This window comes from Alicyclobacillus macrosporangiidus CPP55, assembly GCF_000702485.1.
Classification (GTDB): domain Bacteria; phylum Bacillota; class Bacilli; order Alicyclobacillales; family Alicyclobacillaceae; genus Alicyclobacillus_H; species Alicyclobacillus_H macrosporangiidus_B.
The window spans coordinates 3,687,630-3,704,106 of the sequence record NZ_JNIL01000001.1 but is presented as its reverse complement, the minus strand read 5'-3'; the positions used below and the strand labels follow the sequence as shown (position 1 = coordinate 3,704,106).

Annotated in this window: 12 protein-coding genes; 3 read left to right on the top strand and 9 right to left on the bottom strand. The window is 65.7% G+C overall.

Features of this window, described 5'->3' with window-relative positions; genetic code table 11:
- Positions 1-20: 20 nt before the first annotated feature.
- Positions 21-2,675 carry a penicillin acylase family protein gene (locus N687_RS0118250; protein ID WP_197029327.1) on the bottom strand — a complete coding sequence of 885 codons (2,655 nt, stop codon included), beginning with the start codon at positions 2,673-2,675 and terminating at the stop codon, positions 21-23.
- A 297-nt stretch (positions 2,676-2,972) separates the two neighbouring features.
- On the opposite strand from N687_RS0118250, the gene N687_RS0118245 reads away from it, so the two are divergent.
- Positions 2,973-3,824: a deoxyribonuclease IV gene (locus N687_RS0118245; protein ID WP_231493530.1), complete on the top strand. Its 852-nt coding sequence runs from the start codon at positions 2,973-2,975 to the stop codon at positions 3,822-3,824.
- Positions 3,825-3,991: 167 nt separating this feature from the next.
- Positions 3,992-4,717, top strand: coding sequence for a 3D domain-containing protein (locus N687_RS22555; protein WP_051663441.1), 726 nt, complete (start codon positions 3,992-3,994; stop codon positions 4,715-4,717).
- A gap of 40 nt (positions 4,718-4,757) precedes the next feature.
- Here N687_RS22555 and N687_RS0118230 read toward each other — a convergent pair whose 3' ends face one another.
- The 7 genes from N687_RS0118230 to N687_RS0118200 form a co-directional block, all read right to left on the bottom strand.
- Positions 4,758-5,045 carry a hypothetical protein gene (locus tag N687_RS0118230; RefSeq protein ID WP_029423229.1) on the bottom strand — a complete coding sequence of 96 codons (288 nt, stop codon included), beginning with the start codon at positions 5,043-5,045 and terminating at the stop codon, positions 4,758-4,760.
- Positions 5,027-7,015 (bottom strand): DEAD/DEAH box helicase, encoded by a 1,989-nt coding sequence (locus tag N687_RS0118225; RefSeq protein WP_051663440.1) that lies wholly within the window; start codon positions 7,013-7,015, stop codon positions 5,027-5,029. Before N687_RS0118225 ends, N687_RS0118230 begins: the two co-directional genes overlap by 19 nt.
- Complete coding sequence (locus N687_RS0118220; protein ID WP_029423227.1) at positions 7,012-8,667, bottom strand: site-specific DNA-methyltransferase; 1,656 nt, start codon at positions 8,665-8,667, stop codon at positions 7,012-7,014. The genes N687_RS0118225 and N687_RS0118220 overlap by 4 nt, the downstream gene beginning before the upstream one ends.
- 208 nt (positions 8,668-8,875) lie before the next feature.
- The gene (locus N687_RS0118215) at positions 8,876-10,648 is read right to left on the bottom strand and encodes an acyl-CoA dehydrogenase family protein (protein ID WP_029423226.1); all 1,773 of its coding nucleotides are present in this window, start codon (positions 10,646-10,648) and stop codon (positions 8,876-8,878) included.
- Between the two features lie 75 nt (positions 10,649-10,723).
- Entirely contained in the window at positions 10,724-11,905 is a 1,182-nt protein-coding gene (locus N687_RS0118210) for an acetyl-CoA C-acetyltransferase (protein WP_029423225.1), read from the bottom strand.
- Positions 11,906-11,932: 27 nt separating this feature from the next.
- On the bottom strand, positions 11,933-14,341 hold the full coding sequence (locus tag N687_RS0118205) for a 3-hydroxyacyl-CoA dehydrogenase/enoyl-CoA hydratase family protein (protein ID WP_029423224.1): 2,409 nt from the start codon (positions 14,339-14,341) through the stop codon (positions 11,933-11,935).
- A gap of 144 nt (positions 14,342-14,485) precedes the next feature.
- Positions 14,486-15,430 (bottom strand): aminotransferase class IV, encoded by a 945-nt coding sequence (locus N687_RS0118200; RefSeq protein WP_035462487.1) that lies wholly within the window; start codon positions 15,428-15,430, stop codon positions 14,486-14,488.
- Positions 15,431-15,610: 180 nt separating this feature from the next.
- On the opposite strand from N687_RS0118200, the gene N687_RS0118195 reads away from it, so the two are divergent.
- Positions 15,611-15,955, top strand: coding sequence for a histidine triad nucleotide-binding protein (locus N687_RS0118195; RefSeq protein WP_029423222.1), 345 nt, complete (start codon positions 15,611-15,613; stop codon positions 15,953-15,955).
- On the opposite strand, the gene N687_RS0118190 is transcribed toward N687_RS0118195, so the two are convergent.
- Positions 15,952-16,410, bottom strand: coding sequence for an OsmC family protein (locus N687_RS0118190; RefSeq protein WP_051663650.1), 459 nt, complete (start codon positions 16,408-16,410; stop codon positions 15,952-15,954). The two genes, N687_RS0118195 and N687_RS0118190, sit on opposite strands and share 4 nt — an antisense overlap.
- Positions 16,411-16,477 lie beyond the last annotated feature (67 nt).

Genomic DNA, 16,477 nt, shown 5'->3' with positions numbered 1-16,477 from the left:
CAGACGCCTTCTCATCCTCATCACGGGCTGAGCCGCCACGTCGCCTGGATCCCCGGTCCCGCGCTTCCCGCGCCTCCAGTGCCCGCGCCTCCAGTGCCCGTGCCTGCCGCGGCCCCAGCCCCGGCACCGGCGCTTGGTCCGGCGCCAGACGTCACCGCATCCTCCACGTCCCACACCGGCAAATACCGCCCGTCCCACCACAGCGGGATCTCGTTCTCGTACCAAGCCGAGGCCGGGTTCTCACTCTGGCCGCCCGGATACACCCCTTCCGCTCCAGCGCCCCAGTCGATGATGAACCGCCAGCTCGGACCGGCCTTCGACACCAGCCCGCCGCTGGCAGCGTCCACGGTCCAGCGGTCGCCGCCACTCGGGCGCGGCCCATAACCCAGCGCCGGGATCTGGGCCAGCGACGGGAACTGCCGCGCGTGGAGCTTGCCCCACGTCCAGCTTGCCGGCTCCCCGCCCAATTGCTTGGCTAGATCCGCCACCGCCTCGTTGAACGCCTGGCGCATCACGTCCTGGGCCGTCCGGTGGGCTCGCCCGGGCGCCGTAAAGGCCGGGTTGTCCGGGTCGTTCAAGGTCCACGCCTCCAGATCCTGGTTGAGGGACGTGAGCTCCGGGCCGACTTTCAGGTCCGGGTCTTTGTCGACCGGCACATGGGCCGCGTCCCACCAAGGCTGGAAGGTGTCGGACAGATAGTGATTCCAGAATGTCCACCACACGCTCGCGGCGGCCGAATCGACGGACATGTTTCCATCCCATGCCGCCAGCAGCCGCTGAGCCCCCTGCTCCGCCGCGGACAGCTTCTGCCCGGACAATGCGGCCAAAAGTTTCGGCACGATGCGCATCGCCAACAGATCGTGCGTATCGTTCTGCAGCGCCTCAAAATCCTTCATCGTCATGCGGTCGCCTTTGGCCAATGTGTCAGCAATCCGCGACGCCCGATACCCGGAGTCGAAAAAGTCGAGGGTGGTCCCGATGTAGTACGGATAGTCCGGCCCGACCTCCCGCTGGTTCGCCGAGAAGACAAAGTGTGTCGGCGGGTTGTACACCTGCGGGATGTCGTCGAACGGGATGGTCCCGACGATGTCCGACTCCCCGGTTCCCGGCAAGGGCAACCACGGATCGCCCTTGGGGATGATGGGATAGTAGCCCGCCGAGATGAGTCCGATGTTGCCCTGGTCGTCCGCGTACACGAAGTTCTGCGACGGAGCGTGCCAGTCTTTCAGGGCGTCCCGGAACTGGGTGAAATTCTGCGCACGGAGAATCCCCAGCAGGACCTGCATGTCCGGTGACGGCAAAGCGCCGATCCAGTCCACCGACAGCGTCTGTCCCTTGGTCGTCATCACCGGACCATGCACCGTCAGTTGGACGGTCAGATGCTCCGGTTTTCCCCCCTTGACCGGGATGTCGTATTCCACCTTCTGCATGTCCCGCCACGCCCCCTTCCAGAAATACTGGTTGGGATGCGAGGGATCCGTCTTCTCCTGGTAGAAAAACGTGGCCTGATTCTGGACGTTGGTCAAGCTCCATGCGATGTGCTGATTCTTACCGATCAACACCACCGGCGTCCCCGGGATGCTGACGCCGGTGAAGTCGTACGAGGGCGATCGCGCCGCCACCTGATACCAGATGGCCGGCAAGGTCTGGCTCAGGTGCGGATCGCCCGCCAGCATCGGCTTTCCCGACGCCGTCTTCGTCCCGTCCACCGCCCAGTTGTTGCTGTTCGATCCGTGGTGAATCGCGGTCGGAGGCAGATTCCGCAGCCGCTCCAGCACGTCGAGGACGGCGGTGGTGTCGGCGGCCGGCAGAGCCGATCCACCCTGCCCGGACGATCCCCGTACATCCTTCCCCGCCGCTCCCTGCCCGGCCGCTGCCTGGAAGGATGTGCCCTGCATGGTCGCCGCGGGCACCGCAGGCACCGGCTGCTCGATGGGGCCTGGCGGGTCCTTGCGGTAGGGGCCGGGATCATACGGGTTCTGCGCGTTCGGTGGCAGCACCGGGAACCAGGCCATCGTGCGGCCGTACCCGAGCGACTGCACCAGGAGGGCGTAGTCCAGCGGCGTCGTGGTGAAATCGAGCGTCTGGGTCATGTCGCCCTGGATCACGAGGGTATCCACCGGCGTCCAGGGCTTCGGTTCATACCCGAGGAGCTTGAACATCATGGGCAGGGTGCCGTTTCGCTTCTCCTCGGCGATACAGGCGTTGACGCCGTCGGTGTACGCCAGGAGCGCTTGGCGCGCGGGATCCCCCGCCCCCATCTGATTCCATTCCTGCTGGGCGGTCCGGAGCAGGCCCAGTTGCAGCTCCAGCTCGTCGGACGGCAGCGCCTTCGCCCCGACGATCTCCGCCAGCCGGCCCTCTCCCTGGCGGCGCATCAGGTCCATCTGGAACAGACGGTTCTTGGCGTGCAGATACCCGAGCGCGAGGAACAGATCGTGGTCGGTCTTCGCGTCGATGTACGCCGTCCCGTTTGGATCAAACCTCACCTGCACCGGCTGCTGCAGCCCGGGTACCCGCAGGGACGTGTCCCGCGGCAACACTGCGTCCTTCGCGGCCGTCCACACGCCCGTCCCGGGATTGAACGCTGCCCCCAAGGGCGGGAGCGGACCCGCCCCGAACGCCGCGAGATCGCACAGAACCAAGGTCGCCCCTGCCGCGCACAATCCGTTCAACCATCTTCCGATTCTCCGCCGACGCCGCACCGGAGCACCGCCTCCGTACCAAACGGTTGGTATCTTTCATTCTCATTGAAGTTTCAGACTCTTTACCGCAACCGCGACAGCCATGAAATGCTTCGTCCACCGCATGCTCCCATTATAGTACACCTACTTTCCGATCGGCGGATGACCCGCTTGACTTGGATTCCGTTCGCACCTGTGCATGGGGCATTCGCTGCGCAGGAGGCGGCGTTCCCTTTTCTCAGCAAAGTTGGTATGCTGAGTCCGAACCATTGCGAGGAGGCTTGTGAAGTGCCATCCAATGAAGATCGAATTCTGCTCGGCGCCAACGTGTCCGTCGCAAAGACAGGGCTTTTGGCCGCCGTCGAGGAGACCCTGTCCTACGAGGCCAACACCTACATGATCTACACGCGCAGCAACCGGGGCGGAAAGGCCCGGCCCATCACCGAGTTCCACCGCGATGAAGCACTCGCCCTCATGGCCGAGCACGATATCGTCGATCCGGTCGTGCACCTGTCCTATCTGGTCAACCTGGCCAGCCCGAAGCCGGAGACCTGGGACTACGGCGTGATGGTGCTCAAGGAGGAGATTGAGCGCGTCGAGTATCTGGGCTTCCGGTACATCGTGATGCACCCCGGCAGCCATGTGGGGGAAGGAGAAGCGTACGCCATCGAGCGGATCGCAGAAGCCCTCAACAGCATTCTGACCGGCGAGGAGAAGCTGACCATCTGCCTCGAGACCATGGCGGGCGACGGATCGAAAGTGGGCAACTCACTCGAGCAGATCGCCGAGATCATCAGCCGCGTGAAGCATCAGGACAAGCTCGGCGTGTGCATCGACACCTGCCACAATTACAGCTACGGCTACGACATCGTCAACGACTTCGACGGGTTCCTGCACCACTTCGACGAGGTGCTGGGCTTGGACCGCCTCAAGGTGGCGCACATCAACGACTCCAAGACCCCGTTCAACTCCCATAAGGACCGGCACGCCAACATCGGCGAGGGGTCCATCGGCCTCGAGGCCCTCAAGCGCATCGTCCATCACGAGGTCTTGCGCGGGATCCCCCAGATCCTCGAGACACCGGGGAACAAGTACAAAAGCGAGATCGACCTTTTGCTCGACCGCACCCCCACGGCCTGACCGGTCCGCCTCAACCCGGTCCCGGCGACCCTCCGGTGCGTCGCCGGGAATGAATTCACACAATACTTTCTCTTTTTCATCCATTTTTTCGCGTTCATGTTTATCTTTCCTCTCCCCGGTCCATGCTGGTAGAGAACGTAACCTGCATGGAATGGGAGGAAAAAGACGTGACCCGAAGCGAACGCGCTTGGCTGGCGGGACTCCTGGGCATCCTGGCGGCGCCTGTGGTCGCTTGGGCGGCGGTCGAGCTGCCCACCACCACCGTGATCGACGACCGCATGCCGAGCTTTCACTTCCAGCCCACCGAGGTGTACACTGTGCGGCCGGGCGACACCCTGTGGACGCTGTCGGACCGCTTGGGGGTGCCCGTGGCCCAGCTGATCGCAGACAACGAGATCGTTAACCCGGACATGCTGCAGATCGGGCAAAAGCTCGTGTACCATCCCCCCGGCTGGCGCGATCCCGTGCGGTCCCTGCTCGGCCTGGAGGTGCGCCGCACCCCGGACCCGGCGCCGCAGACCCTCAGCTCGCGCGGCAGCGACCCGATGCAGTTTCTGCCCAAGGGCACGCGGGTCATCTACTGCACGCTGACCGCGTACACCGCCGGGTTTGAGTCGACCGGCAAGAATCCGGGCGATCCCTTGTACGGCGTGACTTCCACCGGCAAACACGTGGTCCAGGGCGAAACCGTCGCGGTCGATCCGCGCGTCATCCCGTACGGCACCCGCGTCTTCATCCCGGGCATCGGCTACCGCGTCGCCGAGGACACGGGCGGCGCCATCGCTGGCCACCACATCGACATCTATTACGACGACGTCCAGGTGGCCCGACACTTTGGCGTCAAATACCACGTCCCGGTGTACATCCTGCCGAACGACCAGAGCAACGCGTGAGGGGCCGCCCAGGACGGCCCCCGCGCCGATCCCCGGTCCCCTAACGGCCGCCCGCGTCCGCTCGCCGGTCCGCCGCTCCCCGAGGAGGCCTCCGTTGGCGCAGCCATGCGCCCGCCCAACAGCCCAACCAGGCCAGCATGACATACGCCAACACCCAGGGCCAGAACGTCAGGCTGAACCAGGCCCACAGGGCCGCCAGCGACCCGAACAGCACCACCAACGTCGACAGCCAGACCGCCTTCCACCGGTAGTACAGGATCAACGGCAAGACGAACGACAGCAAGGGAAACACCCCCGCGATCCACGTCATCACCCATCCCCCGAGCATGGGTCCTTCCACCTCCCGCCGTGTGACATCGCGCGCAGTTGATCATCCCGTTCCGCCCCGACGGCCTCGGCCAACGCCTCCGCGATCCATCCCTGATTCGCCGCCAACGCGGCCTCGTCCCAACCGCACTCCTGCCGCAGGATGTGAAGCGCGCGGTCCACCAGTGCCCACGCCACCCATGGGTTGGGCACCTCCGCCTGGAGCGCGCGCGTGAGATAGAGCCGGTTGACCTCCGCGGCGCCCGATCCCGCGCCCTCGCGGGGCGAGTCGTGCGGCCTGAGGTTCCGGATGCGCTCGAGCGTGAAATCCCCCCAGCGAACCTGTCCCAGGGCGGCCATCGACACGTTGGCACAGGCCTTCGGGCCTTCTGGGGCTGCCCGCGCGACGGAGCCAAGCTCAGCCGGGCCAACTTCAACAGGACCACCTGCGGCCGCGCCACTGGCGTCCCCGCCGCGGGGATGACGCCTCGGCCCGCGCCCGCCCGCTGGCCCATCGTCCCCTTCCCGCAAGCGGTCCGACACCCGCACGCGGCCGGTCAGATCTCCCAGCCCCTCCCGTTCCAGTCCGTCCCGGATCGCCCGGGCGAGCTCCGCCGCGTCCCGGCGGAAGCAGAAGACGTAGCTCTCATCGAGCAACCGGACACCCGTCTTTCGCGCGTACGGCTGGCGGAGGATGCGGCCCACCAGCTGTGTGAGCGCTGTCGGCGAGGCCGGGTTCGCCAGCAGCGTCAGGACGTAGGCGAACGGGCAGTCCCATCCTTCCTGCAGGGCCTGTTTCGTGATGATGAACCGGACGGGGCACGCTGGCGACAGCAGGTCGATGCCCTCGATGTCGTCCCGCTCGCTGGACTTGACGGCGATCTGGTCGGCCGGAATCCGGTGCGTGTGAACCAATTCCCAGTGGACGTGATCCGCGTGGATGTGTCCCGATTCCCGCTGGTCCCGCCCCGTGCGCTCCACCTGGATCAGGCAGATGGGACGGATATACCGGCCCGTCTCCGCCCGGTGCCGCTCCGCCGCCGCTTCCAGCCGATCGCGCCACGCCACGCTCTCCCGCAGCGTCTCCTGCCAGCGGGCGACGTCCCGGTTGACGACGTGCAGGTCGAGCTTGACCATCTCTTCCTCTTTCAACGCCCGCCCGGGGATCCGCACCAGCACCGGGCTGCCCCGCGGCGGGGTGGCCGACAGCTCCACCACCATGCACGGATTGAACCCCCGCAGGGTGCGCTGCGCGCCGGGGCTGTACGCCTTCTGGCCCTCGTCGAGGATCACCAGGGGGGAGCACATCCGCAGCACGTTGCCAAGCGACGTCTTCACCTGAATGCCGCGCGGATCGCCCGCCGAACCGTAGTAGTCCAGGTTCCGCCAGCGCGCGAGCAACCGCTCGTGAGCCGTCCGATCCCACTCCGCCGGGAAAAAGTCGTCCCAGCCGCCGGTGTCCTGGAACAGGCGCAGGGTCTCTCGATCCCGCCGGTTGGCCGAAGGCAGCATCAACATCAGCACCAACAGATGATCCGCCAGATCCCCCGGGCGAAAGCGGTCCGTCTTCTCCACCACCCGCACCCGCCCCCCTGTGGCGAGCTCGAGGAACTGCCGGTACGGATGGGCCCGATCCTTCAAAGCCGCCAGGGTCTGGCGATAGATCTGGCGGGTCGGCACCACCCACAGGACCACGCCCGCCCGGCGCCTGAGATAGATGCGCTGCACCAGATCGACGATCCGCACCGCGAGGTAGGTTTTCCCCCCACCGGTGGGAATCTGGACGCAGAAGGACGGCAGCGGATCCCCCGCCCCGGTGCGGCGGGCGGCGAGCGGTGCATCGGATACCGCTCGCCATGCCTCCGCGGTGAAATCCCATGCCGGCCGCGCCCCGTCCGGATCGGCCCACCGGTCGCGGTGTTCCCGCAGGGCATGCAGATACGTCTCCACCACCGTGAGTGCCCGGCGCTGGTAGTCCTTGAGCGGCATCATGCCGATCCCCCGCCCTCCCGGAACAGATCGTAGGGCAGCTGCGCAAACTCCACCCCGCAGGCAGCGAGCATCTCATCCTCCACCAGGCGGGCCGGAGCGAACACCAATCGCCGCTTCGGACTGGCAGGTGGGCCCAACGCCTGCACGAATTCCGGCGTGATCGCCAAGGACTGCAGGGCGGCCACATCCGGTTCGTAAAGCAGGTACACCTCGTAGGCACGGCTCTCGCCGATGAACCACCGCCGCCGGTCGAGCACTTCCGGCCGGAACACCTCCCCGGTCGCCGTGTGGAACACGTACCGAGCGAGCTCTTCGTAAGCGGGCAGGCACGCTCCGGACAAGAGCCCCTCGAGCTCCATCGGCCGCCCGATCTCGTAGTAGGAGAACGACCCGCCGTACCCGCGCCGCAGGGCCTCGTCCTTTGCGTCGGGCACGCCCCGCATGACGCGCCGGACGCGCTCCGCGGTGACCGTGTCCGCGTAGGGCTCCATCTCGATGAGGATGAACCGGCGCCGCCCGCCGTCCTCCCGATTCATCGCCAGGACCGCGTGGGCCGTCGTCCCGGTCCCGGCAAACGCGTCCAGGACCAAGATGTCCGGTTCGTCCGAGGCGAATCGAATCAATCGTTGGACGAGTTCGACCGGCTTCGGGTTGTCGAACACCCGCCGCCCGAACAGCTGCGCCACCTGGCGATGCCCGTTCGGTTTCAGATCCGTCCACAGGTTGCTCAACAGCTTCCGCCTGGCGGGCGGTACGTAGTGCTCCGGCATCCCCGACTCCGACAGCCGCAGAAGGTCGAGAGGTTCCCCCGTGCGCTCGGTCCACTCCAGGTACCACCGGTCGATGTTCTCTTGCGTCAGGGCCCATCCCCGGCGGCGGAGATCCTCCACCAAACGTTCGTAATTTCGGATGGCGGCCAGACTCCTGGAATCCTGCCACCGCCATTGACCGGTCTTTGGCGTGATGCCGAACAGCGGGTAGCGCATCGTCGGCCGGTCCGTCCCCCGCCAGTGATGGTTCCAACCGCCAGGACGGTCCTCCTTCAGGTCCTCGTAGACCTTGTGAAACCGAACCTCGGGGCTTTTCGAGTAGACCAGGATGGACTCGTAACCGTTGGACAAGGCGCCGATGGTGTCGAACTGGGCCTGGACATTCTTCGCCCCGCGCCGGATGACGATGGTATCTCGGTAGTTCTCCTCGCCGAACACCTCATCCATCAGGCAGCGCAGGTGATGGATCTCGTTCGCATCGATGCTGACGAAGATCACGCCGTCGGGCCGCAGCAGCTCCCGGAGCAGCTGAAGCCTCGGCATCATCATGCACAGCCACTTGTCATGGCGGGTCAGATCGTCCCGGTCCACCACCCGCCCCAGCCACGCGCGCATCATCGGCGCGTCCACGTTGTCGTTGTACACCCAGGACTCGGTGCCCGTGTTGTACGGTGGATCGATGTACACCACCTTGACCTGCTCCCGATACAGAGGCAGGAGGGACTTGAGGGCGACCAGGTTGTCCCCGTGGATGATCAGGTTGTCGTCCAGGCGAGTCTCGTCCGTCCAGCTCTTGGCCGGCACCGGGATGAGCTCGTGGCAGGGCACCGTGAGATGGTGGTTTTGGACAAACGATTTGCCCTTGAACTGGAGTGACGGCATCCAGACTGCTCCTCTAAGGTGAACAATTGTGATTTGATTGTACCGCATACCCGACAGAGTTTACTCGACGCCATCGCATATTGAGACGGAAAAAGCCGTGCCCATGATCGTGTCATGAGCACGGCGTTCCATTTACTTTCGACTGTTTTTTGCTCCACGACAGAACCAGTCCCCCATACGGGGAGCCCCTCATCGCTGTGGCGTGCGCTTACGCCAGGTATTGCTCCGCCTCGATCACCCGGCGCGCGATTCGGCGCTTGATCTCCTTGCTGTTGACCGGCTGCACGCGCGTCAACTTGCGCAGCACCGCCAGCTGCGTGCGCAGGGTGTCGCCCTCCTCGATGGCGGAGAGGACGCGCTTGGCCCTGCCCTCGATGCGGTCGAACGCCTCCCGCGCATACACCTGCACCATATCGATCTTGTTGTCCGCGTCCAGCCCTTTTTCGATGGCCTTCTTCGTGCGCAGCAGCGCGCTCTCCAACGCGTAGATCTCGATGATGATATCGGCCAGATCGGCCAGGATCTCCTGCTCGTCCTTGAGCGACTGCATGTACTTTTGGACCGCCAGCCCGCCGGTAAACAGGAATACCTTTTTGGCCATCTCCAGGATGTGCGACTCCGCCCCCAGGGGCACCGACTCGTCGGGCAGCGGCAGCATGCCCATCAGCTCCTGTTGAAGGCCCTGCGCGGCCTGCATCAGCGGCAGCTCCCCTTTCAGCGCCTTGCGCAGCAACATGTCGGGGATGAGCAGCCGGTTGATCTCGTTGGTGCCCTCGAAGATCCGGTTGATGCGGGAGTCCCGGTACATCCGCTCGATCGGGTATTCCTGGATGAACCCGTACCCGCCGTGGATCTGTACGCCTTCGTCGACGACGAAGTCGAGCGCCTCCGAGGCGTACACCTTGTTCACCGAGCACTCCAGCGCATATTCCGCGATGGCCCGCGCGGCACTGGCGCCGTCCACGTGGCCGCCCAGCGACTCGAGCTGCCGGTCGATGTCTCCCGTGGAGCGGTACGCCATGCTCTCGGTGACGAACCCGCGGATGTTCATGTCCGCGATCTTCTGTTGAATCAGCGGGAAGTTCGCGATGGGCGTCCCGAACTGCTTGCGCGATTTCGCGTACTTCACGGACGTCTGCAGCGCCGCCTTGATGCCGCCGACGCACCCGACCGCCAGCTTGTAGCGGCCGATGTTCAAGATGTTGAACGCAATCAGGTGCCCCTTGCCCGGTTCACCGAGCAGGTTCTCCACAGGCACCTTCACGTCCTCGAGGATGAGCGGACGCGTCGAGGACGCCTTGATGCCCATCTTCTTCTCCTCAGGGCCGGTCGACACGCCCGGGAAGTCGCGCTCGACGATGAAGGCGGAAAACTTCTCCCCGTCGATCTTCGCGTACACCACGAACACATCGGCGAAGCCGGAGTTGGTGATGAATTGCTTCGTCCCGTTGAGGATGTAGTACTTTCCGTCCTCCGACAGGCGGGCGGTCGTCTTCGCGCCCAGGGCATCGGACCCGGACCCCGGCTCCGTGAGGGCGTACGCCGCGATCTTCTCCCCCGAGGCCAGCGCCGGCAGGTATTTGCGACGCTGCTCATCGTTGCCGAAGAACACAATCGGCAGCGTCCCAATGCCCACGTGCGCCCCGTGGCTGAGGGCGAAGGAACCGCCCCAGGTCAGGTTCTCGGCAATCAGGGCCGAGCTCACCTTGTCGAGGCCTAAGCCCTCGTACTCCTCCGGCACATCGGCGGCCAACAGGCCGAGTTCGCCCATCTTGCGCAGCAGCTTCACCGTGAGGTCCCAATCCTGATGCTCCAACTGCTCCTGATGCGGGATCACCTCGTTCTGCACGAAGGAACGGGTGGTCTCCGCGATCATCAGGTGCTCCTTCGTGAAATCCTCCGGGGTGAACACCTCGTCGGGCGCCGCCGTCTCAATCAGGAACGCGCCGCCCTTGGTCAGCTTCTTCTCCTCCGTCGCCATCTTCGGCTTCTCCTCCTCGCATGGCCCCGCCGGACAGCGCGGGGCCTTCTCCTGATACCCAGAGTCCCCCTGCCATCACGACACGCGCTCGATGACGCCAGCCGCGCCCATGCCGCCGCCGATGCACATCGTCACCAAGCCGTACCGCCCGCCGCGGCGGGACAGTTCGTTCAGCAGCGACACCGTCAACCGTGCGCCTGTGCAGCCGAGCGGATGTCCCAGCGCGATCGCGCCGCCGTTGACGTTGACGCGTTCCTCGTCCATCTCCAGTGCTCGGATCACCTGCAGCGCTTGGGCCGCGAACGCCTCGTTCAATTCAATCAGGTCGATCTCGCCGAGCGTCAGGCCCGCCAGCTTCAGCGCCTTCGGCACCGCCGCCACCGGTCCGACCCCCATAATGTCCGGATCGACCCCGGCCACGGCGAAGGAGCGGAACACCGCCAAGGGCTTCAATCCCAGTTCCAATGCGCGGTCCGCCGACATCACCAGCACCGCCGCCGCACCGTCGCTGGTCTGCGAGCTGTTGCCGGCGGTCACCGTGCCGTTGGCGCTGAATGCCGGGCGCAGCTTGGCCAGCGCCTCCATCGACGTGTCGCGGCGCACGCCCTCGTCCGTGTCAAACACGAACGTGTGAGTCACCGGTTTTCCGTCTGGTCCCAGCTCCGTCTGCTTGACCTCCACCGGCACGATCTCATCCTTGAACTTGCCCGCGTCGATGGCCGCGGCGGCCCTCCGATGGCTGCGCAGCGCGAAGGCGTCCTGGTCCTCGCGCGTCACGCCGAAGCGCTTGGCCACCTCCTCGGCCGTATGGCCCATCGACATGTACGCCTGCGGATAGTGGTCAGCCAGGTACGGGTTCGGCGAGATGTTGTATCCGCCCATCGGGATCATGCTCATCGACTCGACGCCACCCGCGATGACCACATCCGCCATGCCCGACATCACCTGTTGCGCGGCCATCGCGATGGTCTGCAGGCCCGACGCGCAGAACCGGTTGACCGTCACCCCCGGCACGGTGGTCGGCATCCCCGCGCGCAGCGCGATGATGCGCGCCATGTTCATCCCCTGCTCCGCCTCCGGGATGGCGCAGCCGATGATCACGTCCTCGACGTCCTCCGGGCGCACCCCGGGTGCCCGGTTCAACAGTTCTTTGATCACCGCCGCCCCCAGGTCATCCGGGCGCGTGGTGCGCAGGCTGCCCTTGGGCGCCTTCCCGATGGCCGTGCGCACGCCGGCGACAATTACCGCTTCTCTCATCCCCATCTCTCCTTCGCACACCTCGCCTCAGTTGCGCAGCGGCTTGCCGGTCTGCAGCATGTGCTGCATGCGCTGCTGCGTCTTCGGCTCACCGATGAGGCTGAGGAACGCCTCGCGCTCCAGGTCGAGCAGATACTGTTCCGACACCAGCGTGCCGCGGCGGACCGACCCGCCCGTCAGCACGCGGATCAGGTGGTGGGCGATCTTCTCATCGTGATCGGAGATGTAACCGGCTTTCTTCATCGCGTACACCCCGATCTTCAGCGCCGCCGCGCCGTCCTCGCCGATGACCGGGATGGGCCGCGGGGTGGGCGGCGTGTACCCCGCCCGGGCGAGCCCCAGAGCCACCTGCTTCGCGTCGTGCAACAGGTGATCGCCGCCCACCGTGATCCCGTCGGTTTTCCGCAGGTAGCCGAGTCTCTGCGCGTCGCGGGCGCTGGTCGAGACCTTGGCGAGCGCGATGTTCTCGAAGGCGCGCCGGACGAAGTTGTCCAGGCGGGTGTCCGCCGCTCCCTCCGCCCCTTCGATGGCGCGGATCAACATCTCCTTGTTGCCGCCCCCGCCGGGGATGAGACCGACCCCGACCTCGACGAGGCCCATGTAGGTCTCCCCGGCCGCCTGGATGCGATCCGCCGGGAAGCACACCTCCGCGCCACCGCCCAGTGCATAGCCGAACGGCGCGGCCACCACCGGTTTATCGAGGTATTTGATGCGCATCAGCGCCTGCTGCAGCTGCTGCACCGCCAGGTTGATCTCGTCCCAGTTCTCGTCCTGGGCTTCCATCAACATCAGCATCAGGTTGGCACCGACACAGAAGTTGGGCGCCTGGTTGCCGATGACCAGCGCTTCCCAGTTGGCCGACACCTCATCGGCCGCCGCCTGGATCATCTGCACGACGTCCGGGCCAAGCGCCTGCTTCGGTGAGTGAAACTCGAGACACAGCACACCGTCGCCGAGATCGACCAAGCTGGCCGAGCGATTGCCGCGCACGAGCCGGCCCTGCTCCTTCAGGCGGGCGAGCGAGATGACCTCGGCCGGCTCCTCGACGCTGCGGTACTGTCCGGCGCCCACGTAGAACTTCGGGACTTCGCCCGGCTGCCGTTCATAGAAGGACGTCCGCCCGGACGCCAACAGTTCCTCCACGAAGGCGGGAATCCGCTCGCCCTCGGCGCGCATGCGCGCCACGGAGTCCTGCAGGCCGATGGCATCCCACGTCTCATAGGGCCCGAGCTCCCAGTTGAACCCCCACTTCATGGCGTTGTCGACCGACACAATGTCGTCGGCGATCTCGCCCTGCCGCTCGGCGGTGTACAGGAGCACCCGTTTGAGCACATCCCAGACAAACTGCGACGCGGGGTCCTTGCCTGAGACGAGGGTCTTCAGGCGCAGCGCGGTGGTGGGCTGGTTCTTGGCCGCCTCGAGCGTCGGCGATTGCACGCGGCGGCGCGGCCGATACTCGAAGGTTTCGAGATCGAGCGCCAAAATCTCTCGTTTCCCGTCCGCGCCTTTGACGCGCTTGAAAAAGCCCTGCCCCGTCTTCTCCCCGAGCCAGCGGTTGGCGACCATCCGCTCCAGGTAGGGCGGGATCGCGAACGCATCCTTCTCCGCCGGGTCCGCCACGGACGCGCGGACATTGTTCGCCACGTGTACGAACGTGTCCAGGCCGACCAGATCCAGGGTGCGGAACGTGGCGCTCTTCGGCCGGCCCATCACCGGCCCGGTCAGCGCGTCCACCTCATCGACCCCAAGGCCGAAGCGATGCATGGCATCGAGCGTCGCCATCAAACCGTAGGTCCCGATGCGGTTGGCGATGAAATTCGGCGTGTCCTTGGCCAGCACCACGCCCTTGCCGAGCACCCGCTCGCCAAACCGCCGCATAAACGATACCAGTTCCGGATCCGTCTCCGGACCAGGGATGATCTCGAGCAGTTTCATGTACCGCGGCGGATTGAAGAAGTGCGTGCCCAGGAACCGCCGCCGGAAGGACTCGCCCCGCCCCTCGGCCATCGCGGCGATGGAGATGCCGGAGGTGTTGGAGCTCACCACGGCATCCGCCCGGACGACGTTTTCCAGCTTGGCAAAAAGCGCTTTCTTGGCCTCCAGGTTTTCGACGATGGCCTCGATCACCCAGTCGCACGCGGCCAGGCGATCCAAGTCATCCTCCAGGTTCCCGGTTTCAATCCGGGCCGCGTCCTCTTCGCTGTAAAAGGAAGCCGGTTTGGCGCGCAGCGCGGCCTGCAGCCCCCGGTTGACGATGCGGTTGCGCACCGCCTTCGACGCCAGCGTCAACCCTTGCTTCGCCTCGTCCTCCGTCAGTTCGCTCGGCACGATGTCCAACAGGACCACCGACAGCCCGACGTTGGCCAGGTGCGCTGCAATCGCCGCGCCCATCACGCCGGCGCCGATGACGCCCACCCTGCGTATCTTGCGCGTCAAGGTCTCTCCCCCTCGATCCGGCCGCTTTAGAACCGACCAGTCGGTAGATTGATCGACTCTTATGATATCAGAACCATTTGCTTTTCAACAAGCCCTGAAAGGCGCCGCCCGCGTGCGGCCTCCACGCGCGGGCGGCCGACGGACTCACGCCTGCAGCAGGGGTTCATAGTTGCGGAATTTCTCCAATGCCTGAGCGAATGCCTCCGCGAGACGTTCGGTCACCACCGCATCACCGGGCCTGCGCCACAGTTCCACCGGGTCCTGCACCTGCGGCAGCAAGGTCTCCGCCGGCTCGGCGGGCAGCGCTTCAAGCGCAGACGCGATGCGCCGGTCGGTGAACACCCGCGCGACGGGCAGGATCTCCTGCGTGGTGCTCGTGACGAACACCTCCTGCACCTCGCCGAGCTTCGAGAACGGGACCGCCTCCTCGACGACCTCGACCCCGGTCTCTCGGGCCAGCTGCAGCACGAACTGGCGCGTGATGCCCCCGAGGATGTACCGGTTCGCCGGGTGTGTGTACACCCGCCCGCCGATGACGAACCACAGGTTGCTGCTCGCGCCTTCCGTGATGACCCCGGCGCGAACCAGCATGGCTTCCACCGCGCCCGCGCGCTTCGCCGCCTCCTTGGCGATCACGTTGGGCAACAGGTTGATGCTCTTCACATACACGTTCGGCCAGCGCTCATCGGGCAGTGCCAAGAGCGCCGCGTCCTCCGGATACACCGGCGCCGCGGCAGGGCGGACCACCAGGCTGACGTTCGGCGCCGCCTCCCCGGGGAACACGTGACCGCGCACCGCGGATCCTCGCGTCACCTGCAGGTAGATCTGCGCCTCCGCCTCACCGCTGCGGCGCACCGATTCCGCGATCAAATGGGCCCATTCCTCGCTCGTGTGCGGATTCGCAATGTCGATCACGCGAAGACTCCTCTCCAGCCGCTCGAGGTGTTCCTCCATCAGGAACGGGCGGCCGCTGTACACGCGGATGACCTCGTACACCCCGTCGCCGAACTGATGTCCCCGTTCCTCCAATGGCACCCAGGCGCCATCGGGATCGACGAACTGCCCGTTGAAATACGCGACCACCGCCATCTGCTTCTCCCCCAATCCGGCGGCCCACCGCGGAAGCGTCTGCCCCCTAGGCCGGGCGCGCCATGTTCCGTTGTCCGGATGCGGTGCAAAAGGTGCAAAATTGGTACAATGGTGAAGTGCAGGCACGTCCTGCAACACCGCATCGGCCTTTGTGCGAGTCAATCGACAGGAGTGAGTCCGATGAGCGACTGCATCTTCTGCAAGATCGTGGCTGGCGAACTCCCCTCGAACACCGTATTCGAGAACGATCACGTGCTCGCCTTCCACGACATCCGCCCGCAGGCCCCGGTGCATGTGCTGATCATCCCGAAACGGCACATCCCGTCGGCCCACGCCCTGACGGCGGAGGACGCGGCCGTCCTCGGCGAGATCCACCAGGCCGCCCGGCAAGTCGCCGAGCAACTCGGCGTGGCCGAAAAAGGATACCGCCTCGTGACCAACGTTGGGTTCCACGGCCAGCAGACGGTTCCCCACCTGCATTACCACCTGCTCGGCGGACGCCAGCTCCAATGGCCTCCCGGTTAATCCGGGAGGTCACCCTCCGCACCGGCTTCTGGCCCAGGGTTCGGCACTTCCTGGCCGTTGAGCACCAGATGCGGCACGATGCGCGCTTTCAGGGACGCGGAGGCCGAGCAGTATTTCTCCTCGCTCAGTTGGATCGCCCGCCAAGCCTTGGCCGGCTGCACATCCCCGGTCATGCGATAGGTCAGGTGGATCTCCGTAAACGCCTGCGGGTACTCCTCGCGCCGTACGCCCACCGCCTCGATATCCAGGCGCTCGAGCGGCTGGCGCATGCGTTCCAAAATCATCGTGACGTCAATACCGGTGCAGCCAGTCAGCCCCATCAGCAACAGTTCCATCGGACGGCTGCCCTTGTCCTCGCCCCCCACGTCCGGTTTCGCGTCGATGGACACCTCATGCCCCGAAGCGCCGACCGCCGTGAAGTGGCGTTTTCCATGCCAAGTGGTCGTCACGCGCATCTCCACGCCGCGCCCCTCCCTTCGCTCCCATTGTACCTCGGCGCCCGCCCATGGGAAACCATGCGGG